14 protein-coding genes are annotated in these 15,888 nt (G+C 71.1%); 9 read left to right on the plus strand and 5 right to left on the minus strand.

Features of this window, described 5'->3' with window-relative positions; translation table 11 throughout:
* The first annotated feature begins 41 nt into the window (after positions 1 to 41).
* The 4 genes from ABD289_RS08360 to ABD289_RS08375 all read left to right on the plus strand — a co-directional run bounded on the left by ABD289_RS08360 (position 42) and on the right by ABD289_RS08375 (position 5,507).
* Positions 42 to 2,063, plus strand: a complete 2,022-nt coding sequence (locus ABD289_RS08360; protein WP_344128450.1) for an APC family permease — start codon at positions 42 to 44, stop codon at positions 2,061 to 2,063.
* Positions 2,060 to 3,292: a class I SAM-dependent RNA methyltransferase gene (locus tag ABD289_RS08365; protein WP_344128452.1), complete on the plus strand. Its 1,233-nt coding sequence runs from the start codon at positions 2,060 to 2,062 to the stop codon at positions 3,290 to 3,292. Before ABD289_RS08360 ends, ABD289_RS08365 begins: the two co-directional genes overlap by 4 nt.
* 251 nt (positions 3,293 to 3,543) lie before the next feature.
* Entirely contained in the window at positions 3,544 to 4,362 is an 819-nt protein-coding gene (locus tag ABD289_RS08370) for a hypothetical protein (RefSeq protein WP_344128454.1), read from the plus strand.
* A complete protein-coding gene (locus ABD289_RS08375; RefSeq protein WP_344128456.1) occupies positions 4,359 to 5,507 on the plus strand; it encodes a hypothetical protein in 1,149 nt (382 codons plus the stop codon). The genes ABD289_RS08370 and ABD289_RS08375 overlap by 4 nt, the downstream gene beginning before the upstream one ends.
* 41 nt (positions 5,508 to 5,548) lie before the next feature.
* Here ABD289_RS08375 and ABD289_RS08380 read toward each other — a convergent pair whose 3' ends face one another.
* The 3 genes from ABD289_RS08380 to ABD289_RS08390 are packed head-to-tail and all read right to left on the minus strand — an operon-like array spanning position 5,549 to position 7,565.
* A complete protein-coding gene (locus ABD289_RS08380) occupies positions 5,549 to 6,739 on the minus strand; it encodes a WXG100-like domain-containing protein (RefSeq protein WP_344128458.1) in 1,191 nt (396 codons plus the stop codon).
* A complete protein-coding gene (locus tag ABD289_RS08385) occupies positions 6,736 to 7,056 on the minus strand; it encodes a WXG100 family type VII secretion target (protein WP_344128460.1) in 321 nt (106 codons plus the stop codon). The genes ABD289_RS08380 and ABD289_RS08385 overlap by 4 nt, the downstream gene beginning before the upstream one ends.
* Positions 7,053 to 7,565, minus strand: coding sequence for a YbaB/EbfC family nucleoid-associated protein (locus ABD289_RS08390; RefSeq protein ID WP_344128462.1), 513 nt, complete (start codon positions 7,563 to 7,565; stop codon positions 7,053 to 7,055). The genes ABD289_RS08385 and ABD289_RS08390 overlap by 4 nt, the downstream gene beginning before the upstream one ends.
* A 256-nt stretch (positions 7,566 to 7,821) precedes the next feature.
* On the opposite strand from ABD289_RS08390, the gene dxs reads away from it, so the two are divergent.
* From dxs to ABD289_RS08415, 5 genes are all read left to right on the plus strand, one after another.
* Positions 7,822 to 9,738 carry a 1-deoxy-D-xylulose-5-phosphate synthase gene (gene dxs, locus ABD289_RS08395; RefSeq protein WP_344128464.1) on the plus strand — a complete coding sequence of 639 codons (1,917 nt, stop codon included), beginning with the start codon at positions 7,822 to 7,824 and terminating at the stop codon, positions 9,736 to 9,738.
* A gap of 113 nt (positions 9,739 to 9,851) precedes the next feature.
* On the plus strand, positions 9,852 to 10,535 hold the full coding sequence (locus ABD289_RS08400; RefSeq protein ID WP_344128466.1) for a response regulator transcription factor: 684 nt from the start codon (positions 9,852 to 9,854) through the stop codon (positions 10,533 to 10,535).
* A gap of 5 nt (positions 10,536 to 10,540) precedes the next feature.
* Positions 10,541 to 11,671, plus strand: coding sequence for a sensor histidine kinase (locus ABD289_RS08405; protein ID WP_344128468.1), 1,131 nt, complete (start codon positions 10,541 to 10,543; stop codon positions 11,669 to 11,671).
* 58 nt (positions 11,672 to 11,729) lie between these two features.
* Positions 11,730 to 12,002, plus strand: a complete 273-nt coding sequence (locus ABD289_RS08410) for a type II toxin-antitoxin system Phd/YefM family antitoxin (protein ID WP_344128471.1) — start codon at positions 11,730 to 11,732, stop codon at positions 12,000 to 12,002.
* The gene (locus ABD289_RS08415; RefSeq protein ID WP_344128473.1) at positions 12,002 to 12,403 is read left to right on the plus strand and encodes a type II toxin-antitoxin system VapC family toxin; all 402 of its coding nucleotides are present in this window, start codon (positions 12,002 to 12,004) and stop codon (positions 12,401 to 12,403) included. Before ABD289_RS08410 ends, ABD289_RS08415 begins: the two co-directional genes overlap by 1 nt.
* Positions 12,404 to 12,505: 102 nt before the next feature.
* On the opposite strand, the gene ABD289_RS08420 is transcribed toward ABD289_RS08415, so the two are convergent.
* Together ABD289_RS08420 and ABD289_RS08425 are read right to left on the minus strand one after the other, a co-directional pair.
* Positions 12,506 to 14,602, minus strand: a complete 2,097-nt coding sequence (locus ABD289_RS08420; RefSeq protein ID WP_344128475.1) for a 3-hydroxyacyl-CoA dehydrogenase NAD-binding domain-containing protein — start codon at positions 14,600 to 14,602, stop codon at positions 12,506 to 12,508.
* Positions 14,599 to 15,840, minus strand: a complete 1,242-nt coding sequence (locus ABD289_RS08425) for a thiolase family protein (protein WP_344128477.1) — start codon at positions 15,838 to 15,840, stop codon at positions 14,599 to 14,601. The genes ABD289_RS08420 and ABD289_RS08425 overlap by 4 nt, the downstream gene beginning before the upstream one ends.
* Positions 15,841 to 15,888 lie beyond the last annotated feature (48 nt).

The following is a 15,888-nucleotide window of genomic DNA, read 5'->3' on the forward strand; positions in this document are numbered from 1 at the left end:
TGTTGCCTGCCCGGGTCGGCGGAGCACTTACGCTCTGTGCCGTGTCCAAGCTCGCAACCGCGGCCAAACGACTGATCGTCGGAAAGCCGTTCCGCAGCGATCGTCTCTCGCACACCCTGCTCCCGAAGCGCATCGCGCTGCCGGTGTTCGCCTCCGACCCGATGTCCAGCGTGGCCTACGCGCCGGAGGAGATCCTCCTGGTGCTGTCCGTGGCCGGGGTCTCGGCGTTCGCGATCAGCCCGTGGATCGGGCTGGTGGTGGCGCTGGTGATGATCGCGGTGGTCGCCTCCTACCGGCAGAACGTGCGCGCCTACCCGTCCGGTGGCGGGGACTACGAGGTCGCGACGGTCAACCACGGGCCGCGCTGGGGACTGGTGGTGGCGAGCGCGCTGCTGGTCGACTACATCCTGACGGTTGCGGTGTCGATCTCCTCGGCGGCGGCCAACATCGGTTCGGTGATCCCGTTCGTGGCCACCCACAAGGTGCTCTTCGCGGTCGGGGCCATCCTGCTGCTCACGGCGATGAACCTGCGCGGCATCCGCGAATCCGGGACGACCTTCGCCATCCCCACCTACGCCTTCGTCATCGGCGTGCTGAGCATGATCGGCTGGGGCTTCTTCCGCACCTTCGTGCTCGGGCACGAGCTGCGCGCCGAGAGCGCGGGCTTCGAGCTGACCCAGGAGAACCAGCAGATGGCCGGGGCTGCGTTCGCCTTCCTGGTCTTGCGCGCGTTCTCGTCCGGTAGCGCGGCGCTGACCGGTGTCGAGGCAATCGCCAACGGCGTGCCCGCGTTCCGCAAGCCCAAGTCCCGCAACGCGGCGAACACGCTCGCGATGATGGGTGTCCTGGCGATCACCATGTTCCTGGGCCTGCTGATGCTGGCCCGCATCACCGGGGCGGTGATCGCCGAGGACCCGGCGCACCAGCTGATCGGCGCCCCGGAGGGCTACGAGCAGAAGACGCTGGTCGCGCAGTTGGCCGGAGCGGTGTTCGCCGGATTCCCGCCGGGCGTGTGGTACCTGGTGTTCTTCACCGGCCTGATCCTCGTGCTGGCCGCCAACACCGCCTTCAACGGCTTCCCGGTGCTGGGCTCGATCCTGGCTCAGGACCGGTTCCTGCCGCGCCAGCTGCACACCCGCGGTGACCGGCTGGCCTTCTCCAACGGCATCCTCTTCCTGGCCTTCGGCGCGATCGTGCTGGTCTTCGCGTTCGACGCCGAGGTGACCCGGCTGATCCAGCTCTACATCGTGGGCGTGTTCGTCTCGTTCGTGCTCAGCCAGAGCGGCATGATCCGGCACTGGAACCGGCTGCTGCGCACCGAGGAGGACCCGCAGGCGCGGCGCCGGATGCGCCGGGCGCAGACGATCAACTCCTTCGGCCTGTTCATGACGGCCAGCGTGCTGGTGGTCGTGCTGATCACCAAGTTCACCCACGGCGCGTGGATCGCGATCGCCGCGATGGCCGCGATCTACGTGCTGATGACCGCGATCCGGAAGCACTACGTGCGCGTCGCCGAGGAACTGGCCGAGGGCGAGGAGGACACCGTGCTCCCCTCCCGCAACCACGCGCTGGTGCTCGTCTCGCAGCTGCACCGGCCGACCATGCGAGCCATCGCCTACGCGCGCGCCACCCGGCCGGACGTGCTCGAAGGCGTCACGGTCAACGTCGACGACGCCGCCACCCGCGGGCTGACCGCGGAATGGGATGCTTTGAACCTGCCGATTCGGCTGAAGGTGCTGGAGTCGCCGTACCGGGAGATCACCCGTCCGGTGCTGCAGTACGTCAAGCGGATCCGGCGGGACTCGCCCCGAGATGTGGTCACGGTGTTCATCCCGGAGTACGTGGTGGGGCACTGGTGGGAGCAGCTGCTGCACAACCAGAGCGCGCTGCGGCTCAAGAGCAGGCTGTTGTTCCAGCCGGGTGTGATGGTCACCAGCGTGCCGTGGCAGCTGGCGTCCTCCACGCGGGTCAAGCGCAAGCAGCGAATCGAGTCGGTGCCCGGTGCCACGCGTCGTGGTCTGGGCGAGAGCGGCTCCGACAGCAACGGAGAAGGAGAACGGTGACCGAGAAGCCGGACTGGACCGGAAGACGCTTGGAGGTCGAGGTCGGCCAGGTCGCACACGGCGGCCACTGCGTGGCGCGCTACGAGGGGCGGGTGATCTTCGTCCGGCACACGTTGCCGGGCGAGGTGGTGCTCGCCGAGGTCACCGACGATCCCGGTGGCGGGTTCTGCCGCGCGGACGCGGTGGAGATCCGCACGGCGGCGCCGGGGCGGGTAGAACCGCCGTGCGCGCTGGCCGACATCGCGCTGGGCAAGGACCGCTGCGGCGGCTGCGACTTCCAGCACGCCGACCCGGCGACCCAGCGCGAGCTCAAGGCCGCGGTGCTCACCGAGCAGCTGCGGCACCTCGCGGGCCTGGACTGGCCGGTCACGGTGCGCGAACTGCCGGGCGGGGCGCTGCGCTGGCGCACCCGCGCGCGGCTGGCGGTGGATCAGAAGGGCAACGCCGGGTTCCGCCCGCACCGCAGTCACCGGGTCATCCCGGTCGAGGACTGCCCGATCACCGTCGAGGGCGCGATCTCCGAGGTCGCCGACCGGCGGTGGCGTCCCGGCGCCGAGCTGACCGTGGCCGTGGACGGCGCGCAGGAACTGCACGTCACCGCGCTGGACCGCAAGCCGCAGAAGCGGAACCAGCGGCCGGTCGCTCGCCAGGTTACCGGCAGCGGCGTGGCGCACGAGGAGGTCCGGGGCCGCCGGTTCGACGTGGCCGCGCAGGGCTTCTGGCAGGTGCACCGCTCGGCCCCGGAGGTCTTCACCGAGGTGGTCACCCGCTTCGCGGCCGCCGAGCCCGGCGCGGTCGCCTGGGATCTCTACGGCGGCGTCGGGCTGTTCGCCGCCGAGCTGGCCGAGCAGGTCGGGCCCGGTGGTTCGGTGCTGATGGTGGAGTCCTCCAAGCGCGCCGTCGAGGACGCGCTGGCCAACCTCCGCGACCAGCCGCAGGTGGAGTTCCGCGCGGGCACGGTCGAGGCGGTGCTGGCCGACGACGAACTGGTCGCGCCGGACGTGGTGGTGCTCGATCCGCCGCGCAAGGGCGCCGGCCGCAAGGTCGTCGAGGGCATCGCCGCTCGCGAGCCGTCCCGGGTCGTGCACGTGGCCTGCGATCCGGCGGCGCTGGCGCGCGACGTCTCGCTGTTCGCCGAGCAGGGTTACGAGCTCGCCGAGCTGGAGGCCTTCGACGCCTTCCCGATGACGCATCACGTCGAGGCGATCGCGCTGCTGCGGCGGCGCTGACGCGAACACCCGGTCGTGCGGGACCGGGCATTCCCGGCGCGCGGTGCGCGGTGGAGACCTCGCGCGCGCCGCGTGCACGCCGATCCGCCGGAAGGGTGGGTGGACCGGACTGCGCAGCGGCTAGGGTGTCCGGGGTTTTTCGGGCGGAAGGAGTCGTTGTGTGGCCTGGCGAACTACCCGGGCGCGTGGACTCGCGCGCGGCCGAGACGGTGCGGGGCCGTTGGAACCGCGCGTCGCGATGGGTGCGGCTGATGGTGCTGTGGTGCCACGGCGCCGCTGCGCTGGCCGTGCTGGCAGTGCTGTGGCAGTGGCTCCGGCTGGGCGTGGTGCTGTGGGAGTGGGATCCCTCCCCGCTGTGGCAGTGGGGAGGCAGCGCTGACGACAGCTCCCTGTTCGGCCAGCTGCTCATCCTGGCGGTGGCGATCGTGCCGCTGGTCATCGCCGCGCGCGTGGCCAAGCGCCACGTGGACGGCGTCGACTGGCGCTTGAAGCCGGACGAGTGGCTCTACTACGGGCTGTTCGTCGGCATCTGCGAGGCACCGCCGCTGCTCTACGCGCTCAACTCGTTGACCGGGGACGGCCTTCCCGCGTGGTCCTGGCTGCCGGTGGGCGTGGCCGCCGCGGCGATCCCGCTGGCCGCGGGCTACGCCGCGCGCCGCGCGATGCTCGCGCGTCCGCTGCGCGAGGTGGGCGGCAGCGAGATCGTGCTGCTGCTCGACCTGCGCTCGCGGAACGGCAAGGGCGGCGACTCGGTCAAGCTGACCACCGACCGGCTCCGGTTGTCCGCCGTCAACGCCGCGGGCGGCCGGCCCGGCGGGGCGGCGACCAAGGACATCGACCTGCGTGCCATCACCGGGATCGGCGTTCGCCGGAGCACGCCGGAGGACTCCGCGTGGGCGTGGCTGCCGGACGGCCGGGGTGCTTCGCCGCCGCCCGGTGAGGTCGTGGTCGTCCGCACCCGCGACGACGAGCAGCTGCTTCCCGCGGACGCGGAGTTCGCCGAGGTCCTGCGCGCGCGGGTCGCGCTGCACGGCCGCGAACCCGCCGGAATCGAGTTCGACGACCGTTGAGCACCGAGGGATCCATGCCGACCGGCGAGCACGTTCCGGAAGTCCAGCCCGCTCCACCGGTGACCGGGAACGAGGTGGCCCCGATCGCCGGGCGGCGCGGCGAGGCACCGGACGCGGTTCCGGGCAGGCGTCTCCAGGCCTTCGGGCTGGGAGCTCTCGCGGTGGTGGTCGTCCCGGCGGCCTTCCTGCTCTGGTCGCTGCGCGCGATGCCCGCTGGTGTCGTGATCGCCGGTGGGATCGGGATCGCCGTCGCCGCGGCGGGCTGGCTGGCCGACGCGCGCACCCCGCGTCGCTGGGTCGGCTGGTCGCTGCTCGCGGCGTTCGTCGCGGTCTTCGCCAACTTCGGCCTGGCCCCTGCGGGATTGCTGGCGCTGCTGGCGCCGGTGGTGTGCTGGTGGCTGGCGAGCTCGGCCTACCGGCGTTGCTCGACGCCCGGGTTCGACTTGGCCGAAGCAGATGTCGAGGTCGGCTTCCGGCTCTACGAGCGGCGGCCCGCCGAGCTGCGCATCGGCCGCGATCGCGCGGTGCTGGCGCTGGCGCGCAAGCACGGCGGCGGGCACGTGGATCAGGCGATCGCGCTGGCCGAGGTCTCGCTGGCGCAGCCGGGCGAGATCACCGCCGAGGACGTCTGGCCGCTGCCGGGCGCCGACGGGCTGCGGCTGCCCCCGGGGCCCGCGGTGCGGGTGGTCGCGGGCAGGCAGCAGTGGATCGTGCCGGTCGCCGAGCCCCGGCTGGTGGCGGCGATTCTGCGCAGGCGGCAGACCGCGGCCTGGCCGCAGCGCACCGGTCCGCAGGACCTGAACGCCTGGCACGCGCTGCGCGACTGGGCGGCCGAGCGCAACACCGCTCACCGGTACGGCAGGCGCGCGCAGTCCCGCACCTGGTTCCGCGGCGCGACCGGGTTCGTCCTCGGCGTGCTCGGACTGATGATGCTGACCTCGCTCGCAGCGGGCAGTCCTGGCGCGGGCATGTGGCCCGCCGCGGTCGGCGCGGTGCTCGCCGGTACGGCGCTGGTGGTCAGCTGGTTGCGCCTGCGGCGGAGGTTGGAGTTCGCCGAGCTCAACCAGCTGCCGCCGCGCAGCCCGTCGTGGGGCGACCCGCGCGCCGAGGTCGCGCCGATCCCGTCCTGGAGGCCGTGGGCCTGACCTGCGGCCGGGAACCGCTCGCCGCGGTTCCCGGCCGGGCGTCAGCGCTCCGCTTCGGGGAGGTCGAGCCGGTCCGGGCTGCGCTGCTGCTCGTCGTCGACATCGCCGTAGGAGTCGCTGATCACGCTGTTGGGGCCGCCCTTGATCTCGGCCTCGGTGCCGACGTTGGAGGAGTTGACACCGCTGGTGTAAGGGCTGTCCACGTTCGCGCCCGCGACCGCGCCCTCCTCGGTCTGGAACCGCCAGCCCTGGGTGTTCGACCCGGAGACCCACTCGCCGTCGCCGCTGGAGGTCGGGCCGCGACCGTTGTGCTCCCAGGTCGTGTCCAGCCCCTCGTGCCGGGACTGCATCCCGGAGGTCGCGCCGCCGATCCCCCCGGAGATCGCTCCGGGGGTGACCGCGGTCGGGTCGGAGTAGTCGAAGTCGCCGTGCGCGGTCTTGTTCAGCACGGTGCCGAGCGAGCCGGTCAGCGCGCCCCGCGCGGCGCCGTAGGCCGCCGCTTCGGTGAAGTTCGAGGTCGCGTTGCCCAGCAGGTCCTTGCCGAGAGTCTGCCCGAGCTTCCCGGCGGCTCCGTCGACCACACCGCCCGCCACGCCCGAGGCGACCCCGGAGATGGCCCCGTTGGCCGCGGCGGTCCCGGTCTTGCCCGCGTCCCACTCCTCGCGATCGCCGGCCAATGCCTGCGTGCCCTGGATCGCGAGGTCCACGCCCACGTTGAGGAAGGTGTTGACCAGCACGCCCTCGGCGATCTTGGTCAGCAGCTGCTGGAAGAAGGTCCGCACGGTCAGCTGCGTGGCGGCCTGCGCGATGGGAATCCCGGAGGTGCTGGCGCCGAAGGTCGCCGCGGCGGAGGCGATCATGGCGGCGATCTGCGCGGCCAGGATCACCAGCGCGGCGATGATGCTCAGCTTGGTGTACTCGACCTCGAGAGCGGCCTTGTCGGCGCCCTCGCCGAGCGCTTCGCACAGCTTCTGCAGCGCGGGGAGGTGTCCTTCACCGTCGGTGAAGTCCTTCATGAACTGCTCGAAGGCGTCGTGGGTCTGGCCCTCCATGGTGCCCAGGGCGGCCTGCACGGCGCCCTCGGTCTCGGACAGCACCTCGCCGACGTCGACACCGCACTGGTTCCACGCCTCGGCCACGCGCCGCAGCGCGTCCTCGTCGCCCTCCGGCCAGTTGGCGCCGACCACGATCGGGAACAGCCAGCTGACCTCGCCGGGAATCTCGATGCTCATGCCCGGCCTCCGGCGCTGCTGATCCCGTCCGAGTTGCTCTTGTCGACTTCGTCCCAGGTGCGGGCGGTGGCATCGAGCTCGCCGCGAACCTGGTGCAGCGCCTTCTTCAGGTCCTGCAGGGCCTTGGTGCCCTGCTCGGAGGCGGGCACGTAATCCTTGGCGAAGGCCTGGCCGGCCTCATCGCCGCCCCAGCAATCGCCCTCGGCCTGCAGCACGCCGTTGAGCTTGTCCAGCGCGGTCTGCAGGCTGTCCGAGGCGTTGTCGAACTTCGGCGAGGCGCCGCGCAGCTTCTCGGGGTGTACGTCGAGTCCGCTCACCACTGATCCTTTCGGAACCGGGACCGGGGTTCGAAGTCGTCCCAGTCGTCGTCATCCGAGGCGTTGGACGCCGCGGAGATCCTGTTCGGTTCCGGGATTTCCGGAGCGTCCGGGATCAGGCCCTTCAGCGACGGGGCCTGCGGGAACACGTCCGGCAGGTCCGGCACGTCCTGCTGCACCGGGGCGAGCGCCGCGTCGGCCTTGGTGCGCGCATCGCGCGCGGCGGCCTGGGACGCCTCGGTGAAGCTGCTGGCGAGCTTGTCCGGCGTGGTGTTGCGAAGCGCGGATTGCGAGAGCCGGGTGCCGGTGACGACACCGGCGGCGTTGACCTCGACGGTGACCAGTCCGTCGCTCGAGCTCGCCGTGCCAGTGGCGGCCATCGCCTCGGCCTGCGCCTCCTTGAGCTGGGCGGTCTGCCGTTGCAGCCCTTCCAACATCGAGTTCATCTGCTCGCGCATCCCCGCGTTGCGCGCCTCGAGTTCGTCCTTGCTCGGATCCGGGTCTGTCATCGCTCCTCCTGGCTTCGATCAGAAAAAACGTACAACACCGCTGGTCGAGTGGTCCTGGGAATGGCGATCCGATCGCGGTGGTGATGAGCCCTCACCGCACGCGTTCCGACATCGCCGCAGGTGTCCAGCCGCGCCTGATCGCCGCGTGGCCGCTCCGTAGACTGGAGCGCACTATGCAAACGGTGGCGGAGCCAGGTTGCCGGCCAGGCCCCGGCATTGCGACGAGCCCGACCGGCACGACAAGCGAGGTGGAACGGTGACGCTGCTGGGGTCCGTGCGTAGTCCGGGCGATGTCAAGCGCCTGACGCACGCTGAGCTGACGGGACTTGCCGAGGAGATCAGGCACTTCCTGATCCAGAAGGTCTCGCGCACCGGTGGCCATCTGGGGCCGAACCTCGGTGCGGTGGAACTCACGCTCGCCCTGCACCGGGTGTTCGACTCGCCGAACGACGCGCTGGTGTTCGACACGGGGCACCAGTCCTACGTGCACAAGATCATCACGGGTAGGCAGGACGGCTTCGACCAGCTGCGCAAGCGCGACGGTCTGTCCGGCTACCCGTCGCGCGCCGAGAGCGAGCACGACGTCGTCGAGAACAGCCACGCCTCGACGTCGCTGTCCTACGCCGACGGGCTGGCCCGTTCGTTCCAGCTGAGCGGCGAGCAGCGGCACGCTGTGGCGGTGGTCGGCGACGGTGCGCTGACCGGCGGAATGTGCTGGGAGGCGTTGAACAACATCGCCGCCGACCCGGAGCGTCCGGTCGTCATCGTCGTCAACGACAACGGCCGCTCGTACGCGCCCACCATCGGCGGGCTCGCCGAGCACCTGGCGGCGCTGCGGCTCAACCCGAGCTACGAGAAGGCGCTGGAGAGCGGCAAGCGCACGTTGCGCAACCTGCCGGTCGTCGGCCGCTCGCTCTACACCGGCCTGCACGCGGCCAAGAGCGGCATCAAGGACGCGATCAGCCCGCAGGTGATGTTCTCCGACCTCGGCATCAAGTACCTGGGGCCGGTCGACGGGCACGACATGAAGGCCGTCGAGCAGGCTCTGCAGATGGCCAAGTCCTTCGGCGGCCCGGTGATCGTGCACGCGGTCACCCGCAAGGGCAACGGCTTCGCGCCCGCCGAGAACGACGAGGCCGAGCAGATGCACCAGGTCAAGGTCATCGACCCGGAGACCGGTCTGCCCAAGAAGCCCGCCCCGAAGAGCTGGACCGACGTCTACTCCGACGAGCTGGTCGCCATCGGCGCCGAGCGCCCGGACGTCGTGGGCATCACCGCCGCGATGCTCGGGCCCACCGGCCTGCAGAAGTTCGCCGACGCCTACCCGGAGCGCTGCTTCGACGTGGGCATCGCCGAGCAGCACGGCATGACCTCGGCGGCCGGCCTGGCGATGGGCGGGATGCACCCGGTTTTCGCGGTGTACTCGACCTTCCTCAACCGGGCCTTCGACCAGCTGCTGATGGACGTGGCCCTGCACAAGCAGCCGGTCACGGTGACGCTGGACCGCTCCGGGGTCACCGGTGACGACGGCGCCAGCCACAACGGGATGTGGGACCTGTCGATCCTGGGCCTGATCCCCGGCATCCGGGTGGCCGCCCCGCGGGACGCGGTGAGCCTGCGCGAGGAGCTGCGCGAAGCCGTCGCCGTCGACGACGGCCCGACCGTGCTGCGCTTCTCCAAGGGCTCGGTGATCGAGGAGGTCCCGTCCGTCGAGCGCACCGGCGGTGTCGACGTGCTGCGCGCCGATGATCGCGGGGACGTGCTGCTGCTGGCGGTCGGCGCCTTCGGCAAGCTCGCCGTGGCCGCCGCCGAGCGGCTGGCCGCGCAGGGCGTCGGCGTCACCGTCGTCGACCCGCGCTGGGTCGTGCCGGTGCCGGACCGGGCCGTCGAGCTGGCGGGTGACTACGAGCTCGTGGTGACGCTGGAGGACGGCGGCCGCCACGGCGGTTTCGGATCCTCGCTGGCCGCCCGGCTGCGCGACGCCGACCTCGACGTCCCGCTGCGCGACCTCGCGGTGCCCAACGAGTTCCTCGAGCACTCGGCGCGCGAGGAGGTGCTCGCCGACCTCGGCCTCACCGAGACCGGCATCGCGGAGAAGGTCAACGGCTGGCTGGCGGGCCGCAGGGGCTCCCGCCTCCGGATCGCTCCGGAGGCCGAGGCCGCCAACAGCTGACGCAGGACCGCGCGGGCCGCACGTCCACCGGGCGTGTGGCCCGCGCGTGTTTCGGGCGCCTCGCCGGGTTGATCTCGCCTCGTCTCGCTCGCCGGGTGTGGCAGGCTGGGCGTGTGCGAGTGCTGGTCGTGGAGGACGAGAAGCCGCTGGCCGATGCGGTGGCTCGTGGCCTGCGACGGGACGGGATGGCCGTGGACGTGGCCTACGACGGGGAGAGCGGGCAGGAGAAGACCTCGATCACCCGCTACGACGTCGTCGTGCTCGATCGGGATCTGCCCGCCATGTCCGGCGATGAGCTGTGCCGGGAACTGATGACCTCGGGCGAGCTGACCCGGGTGATCATGCTCACGGCGTCCGATGCGGTCGAGGACCGCGTCGAGGGCCTGTCCCTCGGGGCCGACGACTACCTCGTCAAGCCCTTCGCCTTCCCCGAGCTCATCGCGCGCGTGCGTGCGCTGGGCCGGCGCGCCACTCCCGCGCAGCCACCGCTGCTGACCGCGCAGGACCTCGAGCTGGACCCGGCCAAGAGGATCGTGCGCAGGTCCGGTGGCGAGGTCGAGCTGACCCGCAAGGAGCTCGGTGTCCTGGAGGTGCTGCTCGCGGCCGGGGGAGCGGTGATCAGCTCCGAGGAGCTGCTCGAGCGGGTCTGGGACGAGAACGCCGATCCGTTCACCACGACCGTGCGGGTGACCATGATGTCGCTGCGCAAGAAGCTGGGCGAGCCCGGCATCATCGAGACGGTGGTCGGCGCCGGTTACCGGGTTCCCTCGGCGGCCGCCGAACGCGTCCGGGACTAGGCGCGATGGGCTCGCTCACCCGTCGCGGTCCCGGCTTGCGCATCCGGCTGACCCTGCTGGCGACCCTGCTGGTCGCGCTGGTCGCCGGGATCCTGCTGTGGCTGGGCTGGGTGCTCGTCGGCAACGTCGTCGCGGCCGTCCCGCGATTGCCGGACGGCACCAGCGTCCGGGTCGACGGCGTCGACGTCCCCGCCGAGATGCTGGGCGCGGCGCTGCGCGACTCCGCCCGCAGGCAGGTCCTCGCCATCGGCGGGTTCGCGTTCGTGGCCGTGGTGGCCGCGGGAGCGTTGCTGGCGTGGCTGGTGACCGGACGGATGCTGCGGCCGCTGCACGAGGTCACCGAGACCGCCCGCAGGCTCTCGGCCGAGTCGATGGACGAGCGCATCGAGCTCAATGGCCCGCGCGACGAGGTCGCGCGGCTGGCCGACACCTTCGACGCCATGCTCGACCGGCTGCAGGCCGCCTTCGACTCGCAGCGACGCTTCGTCGCCAACGCCAGTCACGAGCTCCGCACTCCGCTGTCGGTGATCCGCACCGAACTGGACGTCACGCTGTCCGACCCGCACGCCGACGAGGCGGAGCTGCGCCGGATGGCCGACGTGGTGCGCGAAGCCACCGCCCGCGCGGAACGCCTGGTCGAGGCGCTGCTGCTGCTGGCCCGCACCGAGGGCGTCGAGCTGGCGGTGCGCGAACCGGTCGACCTCACCGAGGTGGTCTCGCGCGCCCTGCGCAGCGTCGAGGACGAGGCGCGTCGGCGCGGGATGCGGGTGCAGACCTGCGCCGAGCCGGCCTTCGCCGTCGGCGATCCGGCGCTGCTGGAGCGCGTCGCGGGAAACCTGCTGGAGAACGCGGTGCGGCACAACGTCGACGGCGGCTGGATCGAGGTCACCACCGGTGCGGACCAGGGCTGGACCTGCCTGCGGGTGAGCTCTTCGGGACATCCGATCCACGAGGCCGAAGTCGAGGCCCTGTTCGAGCCGTTCCGCCGCTCCGGCCTGGAGCGCACCGCCCGCAACGGCACCGGCCTGGGCCTGTCCATCGTCCAAGCGGCCACCAAGGCGCACCACGGCCACCTCCGGGCCACCCCGATCCCCACCGGTGGCCTGACGATCGCGGTGCAACTTCCGGCGGCGTAGAACCGCTCCGCAGCGCGTGCGCTGGTGCGTAGAACATATTCGTAGTACATGCGAGGGCATGAGCGAGGTTCCTGTCCGCCTGCTGAACCAGGAAACATCGAAGGTTTTGGACCGGGTCAAGCGGGGCGAAGAAATCGAGATCACCGAACGCGGCGGTGTGGTCGCCCGGATCGTGCCTGCGCAGCCGCACGTTCTGAGCGATCTAATTGCTTCGGGCAAGTTCCGTCCGGCGACGCTGGAAGGGCCGATTCCGCGTCCTCTGGGGCACGTGCGAGAGGGCTCGGACGCTGGTGAGCTGATGCGCGATCTCCGAGACGAGGAACGCCACTAGTGATCTATCTCGACACTGCTGCGCTGATCAAACTCGTTCGCCCGGAAGCCGAAACGGAGGCTCTCGCCGACTGGTTGGAGCAGCGGCCCGATGTTCCCTTGGTCGCGTCCTCGCTGGTAGAGGTCGAGCTACCTCGGCCGCTCCGCCGTTGTGCACCGGAACTGATGGGATCTGTTCCGGCGATCATGAAGCGGGTCGGTGTGTACGACATCGATGAAGTCGTGCGCGCGACAGCTGCCGCGTACCAGGACGCCATGTTGCGCTCGCTGGATGCCATCCATCTGGCCACCGCCCATGCCATCTTCGGCAGTCACCTCGTGGCGTTCGTGACCTACGACAGCCGTCTGCACGAGGCGGCGGAGGAAATCGGTCTGCCGGTGGCGCAGCCGGGCGTGGGGTGATGCGCCACGGCGATCCCGGCGGATACCTGGCCGCGCCGCCTCCGCGCACGAGAAGTCCCCCGCGGGTGAGGCACCCGCGGGGGACTTCTGCTCAAGCGCCGGTCAGGCGGGCAGCGAGGCCACGCCCTTGTCCAGGAAGCGCTTGCCCGTGACCTTCTCGGACACGCCCGCGCGGTCCAGGTACGGGGTGATGCCGCCCAGCCAGAACGGCCAGCCCGCGCCGAGCAGCATGCACAGGTCGATGTCCTGCGCCTCGGCGACCACGCCCTCGTCGAGCATGATCCGGATCTCCTCGGCCAGCGCGTTGAGCGCCCGCTCGCGGACCTCCTCGGTGGTGGAGGGCTCGTCGCCCTGCTTCCACATCTCCGCGACCTCGGGGTCCACGATCTGGTTGCCGGACTCGTCGAAGGTCCACACGGCGGTCTTGCCCGCATCGACGAACTTCTGCAGGTTCTCGCTCAGGCCGAACCGGTCCGGGTAGGCCTCGTGCATGGTGCCGTTGACGTGCTGGGCCACGGCCGGACCGACCAGCTGCAGCAGCACCATCGGGCTCATCGGCAGGCCCAGCGGCTGCAGCGCGTTGTCGGCCACCTCGAACGGGGTGCCCTCGTCGACGCTGGCGATGACCTCGCCCATGAAGCGGGTCAGCAGCCGGTTGACCACGAACGCCGGGGCGTCCTTGACGAGCACGCAGGACTTCTTCAGCTGCTTGCCCACCTGGAAGGCGGTGGCCAGCGCGGCGTCGTCGGTCTTCGCGCCGCGCACGATCTCCAGCAGCGGCAGCACCGCGACCGGGTTGAAGAAGTGGAAGCCGACGACCCGCTCCGGGTTCTTCAGCTCCGAGGCCATCTCGGTGATCGACAGCGACGAGGTGTTGGTCGCCAGGATCGCCTCCGGCGACACGTGCTCCTCGACCTCGGCGAAGATCTGCTGCTTGAGCGACATCTTCTCGAAGACCGCTTCGATGACGAAGTCGGCGTCGGCGAACGCCTTCTTGTCCAGCTCGCCGGTCACCAGGGCCTTGAGCTTGTTGACCCCGTCCGGGGACAGCCTGCCCTTGTCGGCCAGCTTGTCGATCTCGCCGTGGATGTAGCCGACGCCCTTGTCGATGCGCTCCTGGTCGATGTCGGTGATGACCACCGGCACCTCCAGGCGGCGCACGAACAGCAGCGCGAGCTGACCGGCCATCAGACCGGCGCCGATGACGCCGACCTTGGACACCGGGCGGGCCAGCGACTTGTCCGGCGCACCGGCGGGCTTTTTGGCCCGCTTCTGCGTCAGGTCGAACGAGTAGAGGCCCGCGCGCAGCTCATCGGACATCAGCGCGTCGGCCAGCGCCTGGGTCTCGGCCGCGTAGCCCGCGTCGAGATCGTTGTTGCGGGCCATGTCGATGAGCTCGACGGTCTTGGTCACCGCGGGGGAGGCGCCGTGGGTCTTGGACTCCACGATCTCCGCGGCGCGGGCGACCGCGTCGTCCCAGCCCTTGCCCCGGTCGATCTCCGGGCGCTGGACCGCCTGCTCGCCGTTGACCACGCGAACCATCCAGCGCACCGACTCCTCGAGGAAGTCCGCGCCTTCCAGCAGCTCGTCGAAGATGCCCAGCTGCAGGCCCTTCTTCGGGTTGAGCATGCGGTTCTGGGCCAGCGAGTTCTCGATGATCACCGACACCGCGGCGTCCGGGCCGATCAGGTTCGGCAGCAGCTGGGTGCCGCCCCAGCCCGGGAACAGGCCGAGGTAGCACTCCGGGAAGGCGATCGAGCCCGCGTTGCTCGCCACCGTGCGGTAGTGGCAGGACAGCGCCAGCTCCAGGCCACCGCCCAGGGCCGCGCCGTTGACGAACGCGAAGGTCGGGATCGTCGTCTCGGTGAGCCTGCGGAACACGTCGTGGCCGGTCTGCGCGATGGCCTCGGCGTGCTCGCGCTCGCCGACCTGGCCGACGCCGGAGAGGTCGGCGCCGACGGCGAACACGAACGGCTTGCCGGTGACCGCGATCGCGGCGGGCTCGGCCGCGAAGGCCTCGTCCAGCGCGGAGTTCAGGCTGGTCAGGCCCGCCGGGCCGAAGGTGGACGGGCGGGTGTGGTCGTGCCCGTTGTCGATCGTGATGAGCGCCAGCTTGCCGGTCAGACCGGGGACGTCGACGAGGCGGGTGTACGCCTTGGTCACGACCTCGTCGGGGAACAGCGCCGCGAAGTCAGTCACTGCTCGCCTCCTGCGTTGTAGTTCGGGTTCTCCCAGATGACCGTGCCGCCCATGCCGAAGCCGATGCACATGGTCGTGATGCCGTAGCGGACCTCGGGGTGCTCGGCGAAGTGCCGCGAGAGCTGGGACATCAGCCGCACGCCGGAGGAGGCGAGCGGGTGACCGCAGGCGATCGCGCCGCCCCACGGGTTGACGCGCTCGTCGTCCTCGGCGATGCCGAAGTGGTCCAGGAAGGCCAGCACCTGCACGGCGAAGGCCTCGTTGATCTCGAACAGGCCGATGTCGTCGATGCTCAGCCCGGCGCGCTCCAGCGCCTTCTCGGTGGCCGGCACCGGACCGACGCCCATGACCTCCGGGTCCACGCCCGCGAAGGCGTAGCCGACCAGCTTCATGCCGACGGGCAGGCCCAGCTCCTCGGCCGTCTCGGCATCGGCGAGCAGCGCGCCGGTGGCGCCGTCGTTGAGGCCGGCCGCGTTGCCCGGGGTGACCCGGCCGTGCGGGCGGAACGGCGTCTTCAGGCCGGCCAGGTCCTCGGTGGTGGTGCCCGGGCGCGGCGGCTCGTCGGTGGTGGCCAGGCCCCAGCCCTCTTCGGAGCGGGTGGAGACCGGGACCAGGTCCGGGGAGATCTTGCCCGCCTGCACCGCCGCGTCGTAGCGCTGCTGGCTCAGCACCGAGTAGGCGTCGGTGCGCTCCTTGGTGATCTCCGGGAACCGGTCGTGCAGGTTCTCGGCCGTCGAACCCATGACCAGGGCGGACGGGTCGACGAGCTTGTCCGAGACGAACCGCGGGTTCGGGTCGACGCCCTCGCCCATCGGGTGGTTGCCCATGTGCTCGACGCCACCGGCGATGACCACGTCGTAGGCGCCCACGGCGATGCCGCTGGACACGGTGGTCACGGCGGTCATGGCGCCCGCGCACATCCGGTCGATGGCGAAGCCGGGGACCGACTTGGGCAGGCCGGCCAGCAGCGCCGCGCTGCGGCCGATGGTCAGGCCCTGGTCGCCGATCTGCGTGGTCGCGGCCACCGCGACCTCGTCGATGCGCTCCGCGGGCAGGTCCGGGTTGCGTCGCAGCAGCTCGCGGATGACCTTGACGACCATGTCGTCGGCGCGGGTCTGGGCGTACTGGCCCTTGGAACCGGCCTTGCCGAACGGCGTGCGTACGCCGTCGACGAAGACCACGTCCCGAACCGCTTTGCGGCTGCGGCTGTCGGCAGGTGCCGACGCAGGTGCGGCCACGGCGTGCTCCTCACTGGACTTGGTGGATGATGCTCGGCCGGATCCCGC

Origin of the sequence: Saccharopolyspora halophila (assembly GCF_039531955.1) — a bacterium.
Taxonomy (GTDB): domain Bacteria; phylum Actinomycetota; class Actinomycetes; order Mycobacteriales; family Pseudonocardiaceae; genus Saccharopolyspora; species Saccharopolyspora halophila.